The 16,442-nt window shown below is 64.8% G+C and carries 17 protein-coding genes; 9 read left to right on the forward strand and 8 right to left on the reverse strand.

From position 1 onward, the window contains the following. On the forward strand, positions 1-593 hold a 593-nt coding region (locus tag EOA79_RS19280), incomplete at its 5' end, for an rRNA adenine dimethyltransferase family protein (RefSeq protein WP_128293174.1). Between the two features lie 48 nt (positions 594-641). On the opposite strand, the gene gmk is transcribed toward EOA79_RS19280, so the two are convergent. From gmk to fabD, 8 genes are all read right to left on the reverse strand, one after another. Further along, positions 642-1,316: a guanylate kinase gene (gene gmk, locus EOA79_RS19285; RefSeq protein WP_066995702.1), complete on the reverse strand. Its 675-nt coding sequence runs from the start codon at positions 1,314-1,316 to the stop codon at positions 642-644. Positions 1,317-1,321: 5 nt separating this feature from the next. Continuing rightward, positions 1,322-2,212 (reverse strand): YicC/YloC family endoribonuclease, encoded by an 891-nt coding sequence (locus tag EOA79_RS19290; protein WP_095823646.1) that lies wholly within the window; start codon positions 2,210-2,212, stop codon positions 1,322-1,324. 155 nt (positions 2,213-2,367) lie between these two features. Then, positions 2,368-3,597, reverse strand: a complete 1,230-nt coding sequence (mltG, locus tag EOA79_RS19295; protein ID WP_095823647.1) for an endolytic transglycosylase MltG — start codon at positions 3,595-3,597, stop codon at positions 2,368-2,370. A gap of 103 nt (positions 3,598-3,700) precedes the next feature. Next, complete coding sequence (gene fabF / locus EOA79_RS19300) at positions 3,701-4,963, reverse strand: beta-ketoacyl-ACP synthase II (protein WP_128293175.1); 1,263 nt, start codon at positions 4,961-4,963, stop codon at positions 3,701-3,703. A gap of 34 nt (positions 4,964-4,997) precedes the next feature. Beyond that, positions 4,998-5,234: an acyl carrier protein gene (locus tag EOA79_RS19305; RefSeq protein ID WP_006203723.1), complete on the reverse strand. Its 237-nt coding sequence runs from the start codon at positions 5,232-5,234 to the stop codon at positions 4,998-5,000. 314 nt (positions 5,235-5,548) lie between these two features. Then, positions 5,549-6,286 carry a 3-oxoacyl-[acyl-carrier-protein] reductase gene (gene fabG, locus EOA79_RS19310; RefSeq protein ID WP_095823648.1) on the reverse strand — a complete coding sequence of 246 codons (738 nt, stop codon included), beginning with the start codon at positions 6,284-6,286 and terminating at the stop codon, positions 5,549-5,551. Positions 6,287-6,360: 74 nt separating this feature from the next. Further along, the gene (locus tag EOA79_RS19315; RefSeq protein ID WP_095823649.1) at positions 6,361-6,564 is read right to left on the reverse strand and encodes a ribbon-helix-helix protein, CopG family; all 204 of its coding nucleotides are present in this window, start codon (positions 6,562-6,564) and stop codon (positions 6,361-6,363) included. A 28-nt stretch (positions 6,565-6,592) separates the two neighbouring features. Then, positions 6,593-7,534, reverse strand: a complete 942-nt coding sequence (fabD, locus tag EOA79_RS19320; protein WP_095823650.1) for an ACP S-malonyltransferase — start codon at positions 7,532-7,534, stop codon at positions 6,593-6,595. Positions 7,535-7,791: 257 nt separating this feature from the next. On the opposite strand from fabD, the gene EOA79_RS19325 reads away from it, so the two are divergent. From EOA79_RS19325 to EOA79_RS19360, 8 genes are all read left to right on the forward strand, one after another. Further along, entirely contained in the window at positions 7,792-9,738 is a 1,947-nt protein-coding gene (locus tag EOA79_RS19325; protein WP_082954121.1) for an LTA synthase family protein, read from the forward strand. 358 nt (positions 9,739-10,096) lie between these two features. Then, entirely contained in the window at positions 10,097-10,582 is a 486-nt protein-coding gene (rpsF, locus tag EOA79_RS19330) for a 30S ribosomal protein S6 (RefSeq protein ID WP_067330265.1), read from the forward strand. Beyond that, positions 10,582-10,830 (forward strand): 30S ribosomal protein S18, encoded by a 249-nt coding sequence (gene rpsR / locus EOA79_RS19335; protein WP_006203718.1) that lies wholly within the window; start codon positions 10,582-10,584, stop codon positions 10,828-10,830. The genes rpsF and rpsR overlap by 1 nt, the downstream gene beginning before the upstream one ends. A gap of 207 nt (positions 10,831-11,037) precedes the next feature. Next, positions 11,038-11,622 carry a 50S ribosomal protein L9 gene (rplI, locus tag EOA79_RS19340; RefSeq protein ID WP_095779181.1) on the forward strand — a complete coding sequence of 195 codons (585 nt, stop codon included), beginning with the start codon at positions 11,038-11,040 and terminating at the stop codon, positions 11,620-11,622. Between the two features lie 230 nt (positions 11,623-11,852). After that, positions 11,853-13,136, forward strand: coding sequence for a cyclopropane-fatty-acyl-phospholipid synthase family protein (locus EOA79_RS19345; protein WP_127335322.1), 1,284 nt, complete (start codon positions 11,853-11,855; stop codon positions 13,134-13,136). 71 nt (positions 13,137-13,207) lie between these two features. Next, positions 13,208-13,531, forward strand: coding sequence for a YnfA family protein (locus tag EOA79_RS19350; protein ID WP_095823652.1), 324 nt, complete (start codon positions 13,208-13,210; stop codon positions 13,529-13,531). 1 nt (position 13,532) lies between these two features. Further along, positions 13,533-14,498, forward strand: a complete 966-nt coding sequence (locus EOA79_RS19355) for a small ribosomal subunit Rsm22 family protein (protein ID WP_128293177.1) — start codon at positions 13,533-13,535, stop codon at positions 14,496-14,498. A gap of 269 nt (positions 14,499-14,767) precedes the next feature. After that, positions 14,768-16,258 carry a replicative DNA helicase gene (locus tag EOA79_RS19360; RefSeq protein ID WP_067330253.1) on the forward strand — a complete coding sequence of 497 codons (1,491 nt, stop codon included), beginning with the start codon at positions 14,768-14,770 and terminating at the stop codon, positions 16,256-16,258. The last annotated feature ends 184 nt before the right edge of the window (positions 16,259-16,442 follow it).

Here is a 16,442-nt window from a genome sequence, read left to right on the forward strand (position 1 = left end):
GTCTGGAAGCGTTGGCGCAGGTGTCCGGCCATTATCCCGGCCGGCTCGAGGTCATTCCCGGCGATGCGCTGAAGACGGATTTTGCCGCGCTTGGCGGCACGGCGGGCGGCGGCCCGGTGAAGATCGCCGCCAACCTGCCCTACAACATCGGTACGGAGCTTCTGATCCGCTGGCTGACAACGGTCGATTGGCCGCCCTTCTATCAATCGATGACGCTGATGTTCCAGCGCGAGGTGGCCGAGCGCATCACAGCAAGCCCGGGCAGCGACGCCTATGGCCGGCTCGGCGTGCTTGCCGGCTGGCGCACCGAGGCAAAGATCGCCTTCGACGTGCCGCCGCAGGCTTTCACTCCGCCGCCGAAGGTCACGTCCTCGGTGGTGCATCTGGTGCCGCGTCCATCTCCCCTGCCCACCGACGGCAAGAGGCTGGGCCGCATCACCGAAGCCGCCTTCGGCCAGCGCCGCAAGATGCTGCGGCAAAGCGTGAAGAGCTTGGGCGGAGAGGCCCTGCTCACCCGCGCCGGCATCGACCCGACGCGCCGGGCCGAGACGCTGAGTGTCGAAGAGTTCGTAAGGTTGACGAACGCGCTGTAGCCCGCCGGCCTTCTTCTCCCCTTGTGGGAGAAGGGGAGGCACTGCCTCTCACTCCGTCTTCTCGTCCAGCAAGCCCGAGATGAAATCGAACAGGCCCGGCCGACGGTCGCGGCGCAGGCGCTCGGCTGTAACGATTGCACGCACCTCGGCAAAGGCGCGGTCGAGATCGTCGTTGACGATGACGAAGTCATATTCCTTCCAGTGCTCGATCTCGACGCGGGCATTCTTCAGCCTGGTCTCGATGACCTGCTCCTGGTCCTCGGCGCGGCGCTTCAGGCGCGCCTTCAACTCCTTCATCGAAGGGGGCAGGATGAAGATCGAGACAATGTCGGCGCGCATCTTCTCCTTGAGCTGCTGGGCGCCCTGCCAGTCGATGTCGAACAGCATGTCGCGGCCTTCGGCAAGTGCTGCCTCGGCCGGCTCGCGCGGCGTCGCATAGAAATTGCCGTGCACCTCGGCCCATTCGAGCAGCGCGTCGGAATCGCGCAGCCGTTCGAACTCGCGCATGGTGCGGAAAAGATAATGGACGCCCTCGATCTCCGAGCCGCGACGCGGCCTGGTGGTGACGGAGACCGACAGCTCCAGGCTCGAATCGCTTTCCAGAAGATTGCGCGCGATCGTCGACTTGCCGGCGCCCGACGGCGACGACAGCACCAGCATCAGCCCGCGGCGGCGGATGCGGGACCCCAGATCCCTGGCGGCCGTAGGCTCCTTGGCAACCATCCCCGTCACTCCAGATTCTGAACCTGCTCGCGAAACTGGTCGACCACCGCCTTGAGCTCCAGCCCGATCGCGGTAACCGCGGCGGCATTCGACTTGGAACACAAGGTATTCGATTCGCGATTGAATTCCTGCGCCAGAAAATCGAGCTTGCGGCCGACGGCGCCGCCGCTGGAAAGCAGCGTGCGGCCTGATGCGACATGCGTCTTCAGCCGGTCGATCTCCTCGCGGATATCGGCCTTGGTGGCGAGGAAGGCCGCTTCCTGGTGCAGACGGACCGCGTCGAGATTGGCCGACGCATCCATCAGCAGGCGGACCTGTTCGGTGATGCGCTCGCGGATCGCCGCCGGCTCGCGCGACGGGTCGGCCTCGGCCTTCAGCGTCAGCGCCTCGATGGCGTCGATATGGCCGGACAACAACTGGCGCAGCGCGGCACCTTCGCTCTGCCTTGCCTGCTCCAATCCGGCCAGCGCCATGTCCAGCGCCGACAGGATCGTCGCGTCGAGGGCGGCGCGCTCCTCCTCGGTCTCGACCGTCTCCAGGATGTCGAGCACGCCGCGCAGCGCCAGCAGACCGTCAGCCGTCGCCGGCGCGGTGCCGAACTGCTCCTGGAGGCGCTTGGCCAGTCCCGCCAGGTCCTTCAGGAACGCCTCGTTGACCACCGGCTGCGCCTGCTGGGCGGCGGCGCGCGCGACAGTCAGCGTTGCCTGGAAATTGCCGCGCGCGAAGCGCTTCTGCACGGTCTGCCTTACAGCGGGCTCCAGCCGGTCGAAACCCTGCGGCAGCCTCAGCCTGACCTCGACGCTCTTGCCGTTGACCGATTTGACTTCCCAGGCGATCGACGTGCCGTCGAGCTCAGCGACGGCTCGCGCGAAACCGGTCATGCTCTGCACGTTCATGATGCGTGTCACCCCTTGACGCAGGCCCGGCGCGATTGCCCGAGCATGCGCCCCTAGCAAGACGCCGGACCTCTGGCCAGCGTCGGATGTCCCCTCAAAACATGAATACGGCCCGGCGTCAAAGGAGGCGGGCCAGATCCGGCAATCACCGCGGCCTACTGGGCCGCGTCGCCATTCTCGCCGCTGGCGCCTGCACTGGCACCGTCGTCGGGAGTGGCCGGCGCCGTCGTCTGGCCGGAGGCCTTGGCTGCCGCATCGGCCTGCTTCTTCTGCACCGCCCGATAGCGGGCGACGTTCTGGTTGTGCTCTTCCAGCGTCGCGGCAAAGACATGGCCGCCATTGCCGTCGGCGACGAAATAAAGGTCGTCGGTCTTCGACGGATTGGCCACCGCCTCGAGTGCGGCGCGGCCCGGATTGGCGATCGGCGTCGGCGGCAGGCCCTTGATCAGATAGGTGTTATACGGCGTCTGCTTCTCGATGTCGGACTGATAGATCGGCCTGTCGGCCGGTTTGCCCTTGCCGCCGAACAGGCCGTAGATGATGGTCGGATCCGACTGCAGCCGCATGCCCTTGGCGAGCCGGTTGAGGAAGACCGCGGCCACGCGCGAGCGCTCGTCGCCCCTGCCCGTCTCCTTCTCGACGATCGAGGCCAGGATGACGAAGTCCTCCATATTGGCGATCGGCAGGTCGGGCGCGCGATGCGCCCAGACGTCCTCGACCAGCTTCTTTTGGTCGGCGACCAGCTTTTCGACCATCTGCTGCCGGGTGGCGCCGCGCGTGAAGCGCAGCGTGTCGGTCGCGATGCTGCCCTCGGGCGGCATGGCCGACGGCATGTCGCCGGTCAGCGCCTCCTGCTCGGCCACGCGCTGCAGCGCCTGCTCAACCGTGAGCCCCTCTGGGATGGTCAGCGAATACATCACCGACTTGCCGCTCTTGAACAGCTCCATGATGTCGCGCATCGAGGCACGCGGCTTGATGGCGTATTCGCCGGCCTTCAGCGCGGAATCGTTGCCGGTGGCACGCACCCCCAGCCTGAAGATGCGCGCATCGCTGACCAGGCCGCGCCGCTCCAGCTGGTCGGCGATCTCCTGAACGCCGGTGTTCGGCTTGACCATGAAGGTGTCGCCATTGGCGGACGGGCCCGGCTCAATGAAGGCCTGCATGCCGAAATAGAGTGCGGCACCCGAGGCAAGCACGACCAGGATGACCAACGAAAGGAAGAAATTCAGGAATACGACGACCTGGCTGCGCGACGCGCGCGAGCGTTTTGACGGCGGCGGCGTGCCGGCCTCGGGGCGCAGCGCCTCGGCGGCTGTCTTGGGCACGATCGGTCCTTGCGCCTGACGCTGTCCGAATTCTCCACCGCCGCCCGGATTTGTATTCATGGCGCCCTACCGTCTGATCTTGCAACGAATCCCCTAGCCGAAGTGTAGGGGCAAATTTGGCAAAAATGACGGCAGGCGGCGGACCTGCCGGTAGGCTGAATGTTCAGCCATCGTAACGTTGGAAGACGAGCGAGGCGTTGGTGCCGCCGAAGCCGAAGGAGTTCGACAGCGCCACATCGATCTGGCGCTGGCGCGGCTTGTTCGGCACGAGATCGATCGCCGTCTCGCGTTCCGGATTGTCGAGGTTGATGGTGGCGGGGGCAATGTTGTCGCGGATTGCGAGGATCGAGAAGATCGCTTCCGCGGCGCCCGCAGCGCCCAGCAGATGACCGATCGACGACTTGGTGGACGACATCGAGATCTTGGAAGCGGCATTGCCGACCAGCCGCTCCACGGCGCCGAGCTCGATCGTGTCGGCCATGGTCGAGGTGCCGTGCGCATTGATGTAGTCGATGTCGGCGGGCGAGAGCTTCGCCCGATTCAGCGCCGCCGTCATGCAGCGGAAGGCGCCGTCGCCGTCCTCGGCCGGGGCGGTGATGTGATAGGCATCGCCGGTCAGGCCGTAGCCGGTGACCTCGGCATAGATCTTGGCGCCGCGCGCCTTGGCGTGCTCGAGCTCCTCGAGGACGACGACGCCGGCGCCCTCGCCCATGACGAAGCCGTCGCGGTCGCGGTCATAGGGGCGCGAAGCGATCTCGGGCGCATCGTTGCGCTCGGTGGAGAGCGCGCGGCACGCGGCGAAACCTGCCATCGAAAGCCGGGTGATCGGCGCTTCGGCGCCGCCGGCCACCATGACGTCGGCATCGCCCCAGATGATCAGCCGCGCGGCATCGCCGATGGCGTGCGCGCCCGTCGAGCAGGCGGTGACGACAGCATGGTTCGGGCCTTTCAGCCCGTGCCGGATGGAAACCTGGCCGGAGACCAGGTTGATGATCTGTCCGGGGATGAAGAACGGGCTGATGCGGCGCGGGCCGCGCTCCTTCAGGATCATCGCGTTCTCGGCGATGCCGTCGATGCCGCCGATGCCCGAACCGATCAGCACACCGGTGGCGCACTGGTCCTCATGCGTCTCGGGCTTCCAGCCGGAATCGGCCAGCGCCTCGTCGGCCGCCGCGATGCCGTAGAGGATGAAGTCGCCGATCTTGCGCAGTTCCTTCGGCTCGAGCACGGCCTCGGGATTGAAGGTGCCGTTCGAGCCGTCGCCGCCTGGAATGACGTGGGCGATCTTGCAGGCAAGGTCGTCCACCTCGAATTCGGTGATGCGGCAGGCGGCGCTGCGGCCGGAAAGCAGTTCCTTCCAGCTGTGCTCGACACCCATGCCGAACGGCGAAAGCAGGCCAAGGCCCGTGACGACGACTCGCCTCATCGCAGGTCCTCCCCGGCGATACCCGCGGAACGCCTCAGGCCGAGGCCTTGTCGATATACTTCACGGCATCGCCGACAGTCAGGATGGTCTCGGCGGCGTCGTCTGGAATCTCGACGCCGAACTCTTCTTCGAACGCCATCACGAGTTCGACCGTATCGAGGCTGTCCGCGCCCAGATCGTCGATGAAGCTCGCCTGCTCCGTCACTTTGTCGGCATCGACGCCGAGATGCTCGATGACGATCTTCTTGACGCGCTCTGCGGTGTCACTCATTTGGGGCCTCGTCTTACGTTGTGTTGTCTTCGTTAGCGGGCGGAATGCCGCTAATCAAGCTGAAAGATGGTCTTGTGGGAAACGCAACGCCACAGGACCGGTTTTTGCCCGAACCGCCGGGTTGCCGGCCGCATTACACGAAAAACAGCGGGCGTCCAAGCCGAAATGGCTGTTTTCACAGGCGCCCGGGGCTCGGTCGCCCAGGTGTGTGAGATTCAGCTCAAGCCGAGCCGAAAATGGCGGCTTTCGAGGGCCGGAGCGGAAGCGCAGGAAGCCGCCGTTTGCAGGCCGGCATCACCTGAATCTCAAATACCCTAGATCATCGCCATGCCGCCATTCACGTGGATGGTCTGGCCGGTGACATAAGCCGCCTCATTGGAAGCGAGATAGGCGACGGCCGAGGCAACTTCGGCGCTGGTGCCCATCCGCCGCGTCGGAATCGCCGCCATGATGGTCTCTTTCTGCTTGTCGTTGAGCTTGTCGGTCATGGCCGATTCGATGAAGCCCGGGGCGACGCAGTTGACGGTGATGTTGCGGGTGGCGATCTCCTGCGCCAGCGACTTGGAAAAGCCGATCATGCCGGCCTTGGAGGCGCAGTAATTGGTCTGGCCGGGATTGCCGGTGACGCCGACCACCGAGGTGATGTTGATGATGCGGCCATGGCGGCGGCGCATCATCGGATGGGTGAGTTCACGAGTGAGCCGGAACACGGCGGTCAGGTTCACCTCGAGCACGGAATCCCAGTCGGCGTCCGACATGCGCACGAACAGGCCGTCGTTGGTGATGCCGGCATTGTTGACCAGGATGTCGACGCCTTCGAGATCGGCCTCCGCCTTCTGGCCGAGCGCCTTGACCGCGTCGCGGTTGGTCAGATCCGCCGGGAAGAGCTTTACGCGGTCGCCGAGCTCGTCGGCCAGCGTTTCCAGCTTCTCGACGCGGGTGCCGTGCAGGCCGACGATCGCGCCCTGGCTGTGCAGCACCCTGGCGATCGCCTCGCCGATGCCTCCCGATGCACCGGTGACGAGCGCCTTACGGCCGGTCAGTTCGAACATTGCTTCAACCTCATTCTTCCGGACGCCCCGCGAGCGACCCTCGTTCCGCATTTTGTCATGTTGTCCAGGCCATATCAGAAGTTCTCGGCGCTCACGACCGATTCTTCACAAAGCCTGATCTGCTCCAGCACTTCCGCAGCCAGGTAATAGTCCTCGAGATCTTCGAGTCCACGCTCAACGAAGTCACGCAGGTATTCGGCTTTGCTTCGACCAGTCATCGCCACGAGATCGTCGAGGCGATGCTCGACTTCGGGAGAAAGACGGATGGAAGTAGGAATGCCGCACCTGCCAGCAAGAGTTCCCTGTTTATGCTAAAGTTGCCAGCGCCGCCTCGACTTCCGCCGCCGTGCCGATGGCGCCGGTCGCGATATCGCGGTTGATGCGTCGCGCCAAGCCGGACAGCACCTTGCCGGCGCCAACTTCGTAAAGCGTCGCGACACCTTTGGCGCCGAACCATTCCACCGTCTCGCGCCAGCGCACGCGGGCAACGACCTGCTCGACCAAGCGGCGGGCGATCTCGTCCGGGTCGCTGGTCGGCGTGACCGAAACATTTGAGACGATGGGAACCACTGGCGCGCTTTTCGCGACCCCGGCCAGCGCCTCGCGCATGATATCGGCGGCCGGCATCATCAATGCCGAGTGAAAAGGTGCCGAGACCTGCAGCATCAACGCCCGCTTGGCACCCCTTTCGGTGCAGAGCTTCGCCGCCAGTTCGACGGCCGCCTTGGCGCCGGAAATCACCAGTTGGCCACCGCCATTGTCGTTGGCGATCTGACAGACAGAGCCTTGTGCCGCTTCGGCGCAGGCGGCTTCCACATCAGCCTGCTCCAGCCCGATGATGGCAGCCATGGCGCCCTCGCCCGCCGGCACCGCCGCCTGCATGGCGTTGCCGCGGGTGCGCAGCAGTCGCGCGGCATCGGCCACCGAAACGAAGCCGGCTGCGGCAAGCGCCGAATATTCGCCGAGGGAATGGCCTGCGACATAAGCCACCTTGTCCTTCAGCGAAAAACCGCGCGATTCCAGCGCCCTTACCGCCGCCAGCGACACCGCCATCAGCGCCGGCTGGGCATTGGCCGTCAGCGTCAGCGTTTCCTCCGGCCCTTCCCAGATCAGCTTCGACAGTTTTTCGCCGAGCGCCTCATCGACTTCCTCGAAGACATGGCGCGCCTCGGGAAAGGCATCGGCGAGGTCCTTGCCCATTCCGACGCCCTGGCTGCCCTGTCCCGGAAAGGTGAATGCGACGGCCATGTTAGCGTCTCCAGCGGCTGGTTTTTCCCTGCCTCTGGCGCAAGGCGGACGGCCAAGTCAAGCCCGCAAGCACCAGTTCAGCGGCTGTTCCAGCCGGGAGAACGGCCGAGTTCCCTGTTCTGAAAGGCTTTTTGGCGATCACACCTGATGAAAACCGCTCACGAATCGTTTGCTGGCTCTTCTTATTTCCGCCACAGGCGCTAGCTTTGTGTGACATTTCGATGACAGTGGCGTGACGCGAGTAAAAGACGCGTGACATGGGCCGGGGAAGCAAAGTGGCTAGGATCAGGAAAGGCGCGGCCAAACCCGCGCCGCAATTTTTGGAAGACGATCCGTCCACCGGCTATCTGCCGGGGCGCAGATGGCCGATTGTCCGCTACGGCCTGGCGACGCTGCTTGCCTCCGCCCTTCTGGTGTTCGCCATCGAATGGATCGTGCGCGGCGACTTCTTCGGCACCGTCGACTTCTTCCTGCAGCCCTTCAAGCCCGGCTGGACCACCATCATCGTCTTTTCGCTGGTGCTGATCGGGCTCGACGCCATTCTCGGCCGCAGCCATCAAAGCCTGATGATCGTCGCGCCGGTGACATTGGCATTGGCCTTTGTCGGTCACCAGAAATCGCACTATCTGGGCGATCCGCTCTACCCGACCGATTTCCTCTATGCCCGCCAGATCATGGCGCTGATGCCGCTTCTGGTGCGCGAGCGCCCCTGGACGGCCGTGCTGCTTGCGGCGGCGATCGTCGCCAGCCTCGCGCTGCTCGTCTATGGCTGGCGGCTCTGGCGCCGGCGTGTGCCGATCCTCAGCCGCAAGGGACGGCTGGCGCGCTTGACGCTTGCCGTGCCGCTGCTCGCCTTCTTCGTCTCGATCATGGACTACGCCACCTTCTCGTGGACGCGCGACAGGCTGCAGATCATCCCGATCATGTGGGACCAGAAGGAGAACTATGCCTCCAACGGCTTCGCGCTCGCCTTCGCGCTCAACGTGCCGATGGCGCATGTCTCGGCCCCGCCCGGCTATTCCGAGAAGACGATGGATGCGATCGCGCGTCCCGGGGTTGCCGCCTCGGTGCCCGACCAGAAGCCCGATATCATCGTGGTGATGAGCGAATCCTTCTGGGATCCGACGGAGCTCCCCGGCGTCAGCATCAAGCCCGATCCGATCCCGACGGTGCGCGCGCTGCGCTCGGGCTCGATGTTCTCGCCGGAATTCGGCGGCATGACCGCCAATATCGAGTTCGAGGCGCTGACCGGCTTCTCCAACGCCTTCCTGCCGGCGGGCTCGATTCCCTATCAGCAATATGTGCGCACGCCGACGCCGTCGCTGGCGACTTTCCTGAAGAGCGAAGGCTATAGGGCGCGCGCCATCCACCCGGGCACCAACTGGTTCTGGAACCGGGGCGCAGTCTACGCCGATTTCGGCTTCAGCGACTTCCGCTCGGAAGAGACGCTGCCGCCGATGGAGAAGCGCGGGCCGCTGGCCTCCGACGCGGCCATGACCGACGAGATCATGCGCGAGGCCGATGCCAGCGACGGGCCGGTATTCCTGTTCGCGGTCAGCCTGCAGAACCACGGGCCCTACGAGCCCTACCGCTATTACAATCCGACACATAGCGTCGACGCGCCGATCAGCACCTGGGCGCGGGAATCGCTGCTCTCCTACGCCGAAGGGTCGGCCGACGCCGATCGCGGCCTGCAGCGCCTGATCGACTGGGCGAAGAAGCGCGAGCGGCCGACCATCATCGCCTTCTTCGGCGACCACTTGCCGCCGCTCGGCCCCGTCTATGTCGAGACCGGCTTCCTCAAGGACAATGTCGCGCCGCGCAAGGAGCCGACGCCCGAGGCGGCGCTCGAGCATCACGACACGCCGCTGATCATCTGGTCGAACCGCTCCGGTCCGGTCGAGAATCTGGGCTCGGTGAGCCCCGCCTTCCTGCCCTATCATATCCTTACCACGGCCGGGATCACCCACCCCTATTACACCGGCTTCCTCGGCGCGCTGCGCGAGCACTACCGGGTGGTTGACCGCAACCTTTTGCTGTCGCCCTCCGGCGAGGCGACGCCCGACTGGGCGCGGCAGAAAAAGATCGATCCGAAGATCAACGATTTCCGGCTGATCCAGTACGATATGATGTTCGGCAAGCGCCGGGTCGCGCCCGACTTCTTCCCCGAGACGGTAGTCCCGCTCGTCGCGCATATGAGCTGAGTGGATCGCCTTCCGACGAAATGGCTGACCTGCGGCCGGCGGGTCAGCCAATTCCCACAAGCGCCGCCAGTCCTGCGACACTGCGGAGCCGCCGACCCTCTCTCCCGCCCTTGCCTTCCTCACGAATTGCTGTATAGACGCCGGCAATCTGCCGGTCCTTGCTGGGGGCTGAACGGAGGGCCGTGGCCTTAGAGGGCCACGTCATGAAGCCAGAAGCGCTTTGGGCCTCCCGTGTCTCCGCTCTCGACCGTCTCGTGATGCTCCTTTCTTCCCCGCTCCTTCGCGAACGGGTCAGACAAGTTGCAGAGGCTTAGCCGCGAGGGCCGGTGAGAGAAACGAAGAAAGGCAGAAAAACATAATGGCTCTTTACGAACATGTGTTTCTTGCCCGGCAGGACCTGTCGCAGCAGCAGGTTGATGCGCTTGTCGAACAGTACAAGGGCGTCATCGCCGCCAATGGCGGATCGGTCGGCCGGATCGAGAACTGGGGACTGAAGTCCCTCACCTACCGGGTCAAGAAGAACCGGAAGGCTTACTACACGCTGATGGACATCAACTGCCCGCCGGCCGCGCTCAACGAAATGGAGCGCCAGATGGGCCTGTCGGAAGACGTGCTGCGCTTCCTCACCATCAAGGTCGAGGCGCACGAGGAAGGCCCCTCGGCGATGATGCAGAAGCGCGAAGAGCGCTCCGAGCGCGGCGGCTTCGGCGACCGCGACCGTGGCGACCGTGGCCCGCGTTCGTTCGGCGACCGCGACCGTGGCCCGCGCTCGTTCGGCGACCGTGATGGCGGCGACCGTGGTCCGCGCCGCCCGCGCGAAAACGTTGAAGGGGGTGCAGAATAATGGTCGACATCAACCAGATCCCGACCCGGCGTCCGTTCCATCGCCGCCGCAAGACCTGCCCGTTCTCCGGCGCCAACGCTCCGAAGATCGACTACAAGGACGTGCGTCTGCTGCAGCGCTACATTTCCGAGCGCGGCAAGATCGTGCCGTCGCGCATCACCGCCGTCAGCCAGAAGAAGCAGCGCGAGCTCGCCAAGGCGATCAAGCGCGCCCGCTTCCTCGGCCTGCTGCCCTACGTGGTTCGCTAAGCTATTGATGCGGGCGGCTTGCCGCCCGCTTCGGCCCACGGCGACGGGCGCCGCGACGGGCAGGCTCAAATCCCGAGTTGAGGCCATAAACCTCTAACTGCCGAAACAGGCAGGACAGCGACACCGGCGAAGACGCCATTTGCTTCCTGACCTGTTCCCAAAGAATCCGCCGTCATCCGCGATGGCGCCAACCAAAGGAACGAAACCATGGAAGTCATTCTCCTCGAGCGCATTTCCCGCCTCGGCCAGATGGGCGAAACCGTCAAGGTCAAGGATGGGTTCGCCCGCAACTTCCTGCTGCCGCAGGGCAAGGCGCTGCGCGCCAACGAAGCCAACAAGAAGAAGTTCGAGGGCCAGCGCGCCCAGCTCGAAGCCCGCAACCTCGAGCGCAAGTCGGAGGCTGCGCAGATCGCCGAGAAGCTCGACGGCAAGAGCTTCATCGTCGTGCGCTCGGCAGGCGAGACCGGCCAGCTCTACGGCTCGGTGTCGACCCGCGACATCGCCGAACTGCTGACCGCCGAGGGCTTCTCCGTCAGCCGCAACCAGATCGAGCTCAACCAGCCGATCAAGACCATCGGCCTCTCCAACGTGGCCATCGCGCTGCATCCTGAAGTCGAGGTCACGGTGACGCTCAACGTCGCCCGCTCGGCCGATGAGGCGGAGCGCCAGGCCAAGGGCGAGACGCTGACGACGGCCGAAGCCATCTATGGCGAAGACATCAACGACAACGCCCGGCCGGAAAACTTCTTCGATCCGAACGCCGAATTCGAAGGCGGCGAGGACAACGCCTGATCGACAAGGCAGGAGCCGCGCTCCGGCTCCTCCTGCGTCCAGCGCCGACTGGACCAACGCCCGGGTCTTCGACCCGGGCTTTTTTGTGCCAATAGGAACTTTTCTAATCCCTATATCTTGTTGCAGATTACGGCGTGGCGCGTCGATTGGACGCGGGCGATGCGCTGTGGCACTTTCGATTTGGCATTCGGTCCGACTGCCGGATGGTCCGTCTGAGGGGACATTTGGTCATGAACATCCTGTTGAAACACGTTCTCGAACGGCTGGTGCGGACCGGCGACCTCAAAGTGACCGGGCCGAAAGGCACGACGCATAAGTTCGGCGACGGCAGCGGCGAACCGGTACACATCCACATCAAGACCATGCATGCCGAGCGCGCGATCACCTTCGATCCGATGCTGGCCGTGCCCGAAGCCTATATGGATGGCGAACTGGACATCCCCGAGGGCGGCGTCCTCGGGGTGATGCGGATCGCTTTCCAGAACATGGGCAGCGGCGGCATCGACGTGACCTGGTCGAAGGCCATCGAAGGTCTGCGCCATGCCTTCCGCCGCCTGCAGCAGATCAACACGGCGTCGAGATCTCGCCGCAACGTGCAGCGCCACTACGACCTCTCCGGCGAACTCTACAAGCTCTTCCTCGACGAGGACATGCAGTATTCCTGCGCCTATTTCGAACGGCCCGACATGACCCTGGACGAAGCGCAGGTCGCCAAGAAGCGCCACATCGCCGCCAAGCTGAGACTCAAGGCCGGCCAGACGGTGCTCGATATCGGCTCCGGCTGGGGCGGCCTCGGGCTTTATCTCGCCAAGGCCTTCGACGTCGACGTGCAGGGCGTGACGCTATCCACCGAGCAGCAGGGCGTCTCCACCGACCGCGCACATGCACTGGGCCTGCAGGACCGCGCGCATTTCGACCTCAAGGATTATCGCGCGCTCAACGAACGCTTCGACCGCATCGTCTCGGTCGGCATGTTCGAGCATGTCGGCGTCAACCACTACCGGACTTTCTTCGACAAGGCGGCGACGCTGCTCAAGCCCGACGGCGTGATGCTGCTCCACACCATCGGCCGGTCCGGCGTGCCGTGGGCGACCAGCGCCTTCATCCGCAAATACATCTTCCCGGGCGGCTACGTCCCGTCGATGTCGGAAGTGCTGCCGGCGATTGAGAAATCGGGCCTTATCGTCACGGACATCGAGATTCTCAGGCTTCACTACGCCGACACGCTGAAGCATTGGGGCCAGCGCTTTGCCGCCAACCGCGACAAGGCTAAGGCTATCTATGACGAGCGCTTCTGCCGCATGTGGGAGTTCTACCTTGCGGCCTCGGAAGCCGCCTTCCGCTGGCAGGATCTGGTGATCTTCCAGTTCCAGATCGCCAAGAAGAACGACACGCTGCCGATGACGCGCGACTATATGGCCAAATGCGAGAAGGCGCTGGAATTGCGCGACCTCGGCCATCAGGAGCCGGCGACGCCCGCCGTCAAGCCGACCCGCCGCAAGAAGGTGGAATAGAACGGCGGCGATTGCGGCTTGCCATTGCGGCCTGACGCCACGAAAAAGGTCTCGTTCGCGAGGCCTTTTTCATGAACTACCTAATCTACATCGCGGCGGCACTTGCCGAGATCGCCGGCTGCTTTTGCTTCTGGGCCTGGTGGCGGCTGGGGAAGTCGCCGCTCTGGCTGGTGCCGGGCCTGGCGTCACTGGCATTGTTCGGCTTCCTTTTGGCGCTGGCCGACACGAGCGCCGCCGGTCGCGCTTATGCCGCCTATGGCGGCATCTACATTGCCGCTTCGCTCGGCTGGCTTTGGGTAGCCGAAGGCGTGCGCCCCGACCGTTTCGACCTCGCCGGAGCCGCGCTCTCGATCGTCGGCGCCTCGGTGATCCTGCTCGCGCCAAGAGGAGCCTGAATTGGAACTGCCCACCGCGCTCCGGCAAGGCGTCGACAGCCTGCTCGAAAAAGTACCGCTGCCGGCGCTGAAACAGGCCGCGAGAACGCTTTCGGAACGCTATCGCGCCGAGTTGCGTGACGGCCGCCTGCATATGGGCGAAGACATGGCGGTGAAGGCTTACCTGGCGACCAGGCTGCCCGCCACCTATGCCGCCGTTCGCGCTTGCCTGGACGCGCTGGCGGACGCCCGTCCGGATTTCCAGCCGAAAAGCCTGCTCGATATCGGCGCCGGTCCTGGCACCATGCTTTGGGCCACGGCCGATACCTGGCCGGAGCTCGAACGGGCGGTTCTGGTCGAGGCAAGCGCGGCGGTGCGCAAGGTCGGCCAGTCGCTGGCCGCCGGCGCGATCGCTGTCCGCGCGAGCTGGGTAGCCGGCGACGCCACCATCGATCTCGACGGTTTCGACCCGGCGGACTTGATCAGCGTCGCCTATGTGCTCGACGAGATCGCGCCGGCCTCGCTGCCAAAACTCGTCGACCGGCTCTGGCGATTGACGGCCGACACGCTGCTGATCGTCGAGCCCGGCACGCCGGCCGGCTGGCAGCGTATCCTTGCCGCGCGCCGGCAGCTCATCGAAGCCGGCGCGCATGTCTCGGCGCCCTGCCCGCACGAGGCGCCCTGCCCGCTCGCTCCGCCAGACTGGTGCCATTTCTCGCGCCGCGTCGCGCGTTCGCGGCTGCATCGGCTCGCCAAGGACGCCGACGTGCCGTGGGAGGACAAGAAGTTCATCTACCTCGCCGCCTCACGTCTGCCGGCGCCGGCGCGCGCGTCACGGGTGATCGCGCCGCCAAAGGGCGGTTCGGGCAAAGTCGTGCTCAAGCTCTGCCAGCCCAACGGCCATGCCGGCGAGCGCCTCTCCAGCAAGCGCGACGGCGATGTCTTCAAGGCGGCGAGGCGGGCGGACTGGGGCGACACGCTTGGCTGAGCCGCTTGTGATTCAGGGGCGAGGCGACACGGCGCAGACAAGCTTGCCACGACTGACATAACCGGCATCGCATTTTCCTGTTTTGTTCTCGTTCGAGGCCCGCTAGGGTTGCGCACTTCGATTCGAGTCAATGACGATTCTTTCCACGGAAAAATTTCGGTTGTGAATCGCGAGCATCGAAGCCGGTTGGAACCTCACTGTTGCAGATAAGTCAGCACCGACTTTTCCAGTTCTGATATCGAGGAAGCGGGATCGAAATCGGGGACATCATGGCTGAAGCAGCGCGCAAGCTCGGCGTGGCGGAGCAACCGCTCTACCGCGAGGCACCGAACAACATCGAGGCCGAGCAGGCGCTGCTTGGCGCAATTCTGGTCAACAACGACGCCTTCTACCGCGTCTCGGATTTCCTCAAGCCCGCGCATTTCTATGAGCCGCTGCACCGCAAGATCTTCGAGGTCGCGGCAGAGCTCATCCGCATGGGCAAGATCGCGACGCCGATCACGCTGAAGACCTTCCTGCCGGCGGAAGAGAAGGTCGGCGACATGACGGTGGCGCAGTATGTCGTGCGGCTCGCCGTCGAGGCGGTCACGGTCGTCAACGCGGCCGATTACGGACGAGCCATCTACGACCTCGCCACGCGCCGGGCGCTGATCACCGTCGGCGAGGACATGGTCAACATCGCCTATGACGCGCCGGTCGACATGTCGCCCTCGGAGCAGATCGAGGACGCCGAGCGGCGCCTGTTCGAGCTCGCGGAGACTGGCCGCTACGACGGCGGCTTCGAGAGCTTCAACGACGCGGTCAAAACCGCCGTCGACATGGCCAACGCCGCCTATATGCGCGACGGCCATCTGTCAGGCATCGCCACGGGGCTGCGCGACCTCGACCGCCGCATGGGCGGCCTGCAGCCTTCCGACCTGATCGTGCTTGCCGGGCGCCCCGGCATGGGCAAGACCTCTCTGGCCACCAACATCGCCTTCAATATCGCCGAGGCCTATCAACCGGCGCAGCAGGCCGACGGCACCTTCAAGGCGGCCAATGGCGGCGTGGTCGGCTTCTTCTCGCTCGAAATGTCGTCGGAACAGCTCGCCACCCGCATCATCTCCGAGCAGACCGAAATCTCGTCATCGAAGATCCGCCGCGGCGAGATCTCCGAGATGGATTTCGAGAAGCTGGTCGCCTGCTCGCAGACGATGCAGAAGATCCCGCTGTTCATCGACCAGACCGGCGGCATCTCGATCGCGCAGCTCTCCGCGCGGGCGCGGCGGCTGAAACGCCAGCGCGGCCTCGACCTCATCGTCATCGACTATATCCAGCTGATGCAGGGCTCGAGCGCGCGCGCCTCGCAGAACCGCGTGCAGGAAATCACCGAAATCACCACGGGCCTGAAGGCTCTAGCCAAGGAGCTCGGCGTGCCGATCATCGCGCTGTCGCAGCTGTCGCGTCAGGTCGAAAGCCGCGACGACAAGCGCCCGCAGCTCTCGGACCTGCGTGAATCCGGTTCGATCGAGCAGGACGCCGACGTGGTGCTGTTCGTCTACCGCGAGGAATACTACCTCAAGAACCGCGAGCCGAAGCTCGGCACCGACGAATACATCAAGTGGGAAAACGAGATGAACGAGGCGCGCGGCAAGGCCGAGTGCATCGTGGCCAAGCAGCGTCACGGACCGACCGGCACCGTCAGCCTCGCCTTCCATGGCGAATTCACGCGGTTCTCGGACCTGGCCGAGGAGCATCATTTGCCGGAGAGGTTTGAGTAGTTTTTGGCCCACGTCAGCGCTCCGTCACACCCCCCTCTGTCCTGCCGGACATCTCCCCCGCAAGGGGAGAGATTGGCTGTTGCCACGACCTTCGCCAATCACCGCCGTTGCAAGAAGAGCGCCGGCGGCCAAGCTGCTGATCTCCCCCCTTGCGGGGGAGAGGGCCGGCAGGCCAGAGGGGGGT

This window comes from Mesorhizobium sp. M1A.F.Ca.IN.020.03.2.1 (assembly GCF_004023205.1).
GTDB lineage: Bacteria > Pseudomonadota > Alphaproteobacteria > Rhizobiales > Rhizobiaceae > Mesorhizobium.

Excerpts from the sequence above, each read along its gene's own strand:
- gmk (WP_066995702.1), bottom strand. The coding sequence starts at position 1,316 with ATGGTTGCCAAGGAGCCTACGGCCGCCAGGGATCTGGGGTCCCGCATC.
- EOA79_RS19290 (WP_095823646.1), bottom strand. The coding sequence starts at position 2,212 with ATGAACGTGCAGAGCATGACCGGTTTCGCGCGAGCCGTCGCTGAGCTC.
- mltG (WP_095823647.1), bottom strand. The coding sequence starts at position 3,597 with ATGAATACAAATCCGGGCGGCGGTGGAGAATTCGGACAGCGTCAGGCG.
- fabF (WP_128293175.1), bottom strand. The coding sequence starts at position 4,963 with ATGAGGCGAGTCGTCGTCACGGGCCTTGGCCTGCTTTCGCCGTTCGGC.
- EOA79_RS19305 (WP_006203723.1), bottom strand. The coding sequence starts at position 5,234 with ATGAGTGACACCGCAGAGCGCGTCAAGAAGATCGTCATCGAGCATCTC.
- fabG (WP_095823648.1), bottom strand. The coding sequence starts at position 6,286 with ATGTTCGAACTGACCGGCCGTAAGGCGCTCGTCACCGGTGCATCGGGA.
- fabD (WP_095823650.1), bottom strand. The coding sequence starts at position 7,534 with ATGGCCGTCGCATTCACCTTTCCGGGACAGGGCAGCCAGGGCGTCGGA.
- EOA79_RS19325 (WP_082954121.1), top strand. The coding sequence starts at position 7,792 with ATGGGCCGGGGAAGCAAAGTGGCTAGGATCAGGAAAGGCGCGGCCAAA.
- rpsF (WP_067330265.1), top strand. The coding sequence starts at position 10,097 with ATGGCTCTTTACGAACATGTGTTTCTTGCCCGGCAGGACCTGTCGCAG.
- rpsR (WP_006203718.1), top strand. The coding sequence starts at position 10,582 with ATGGTCGACATCAACCAGATCCCGACCCGGCGTCCGTTCCATCGCCGC.
- rplI (WP_095779181.1), top strand. The coding sequence starts at position 11,038 with ATGGAAGTCATTCTCCTCGAGCGCATTTCCCGCCTCGGCCAGATGGGC.
- EOA79_RS19345 (WP_127335322.1), top strand. The coding sequence starts at position 11,853 with ATGAACATCCTGTTGAAACACGTTCTCGAACGGCTGGTGCGGACCGGC.
- EOA79_RS19350 (WP_095823652.1), top strand. The coding sequence starts at position 13,208 with ATGAACTACCTAATCTACATCGCGGCGGCACTTGCCGAGATCGCCGGC.
- EOA79_RS19360 (WP_067330253.1), top strand. The coding sequence starts at position 14,768 with ATGGCTGAAGCAGCGCGCAAGCTCGGCGTGGCGGAGCAACCGCTCTAC.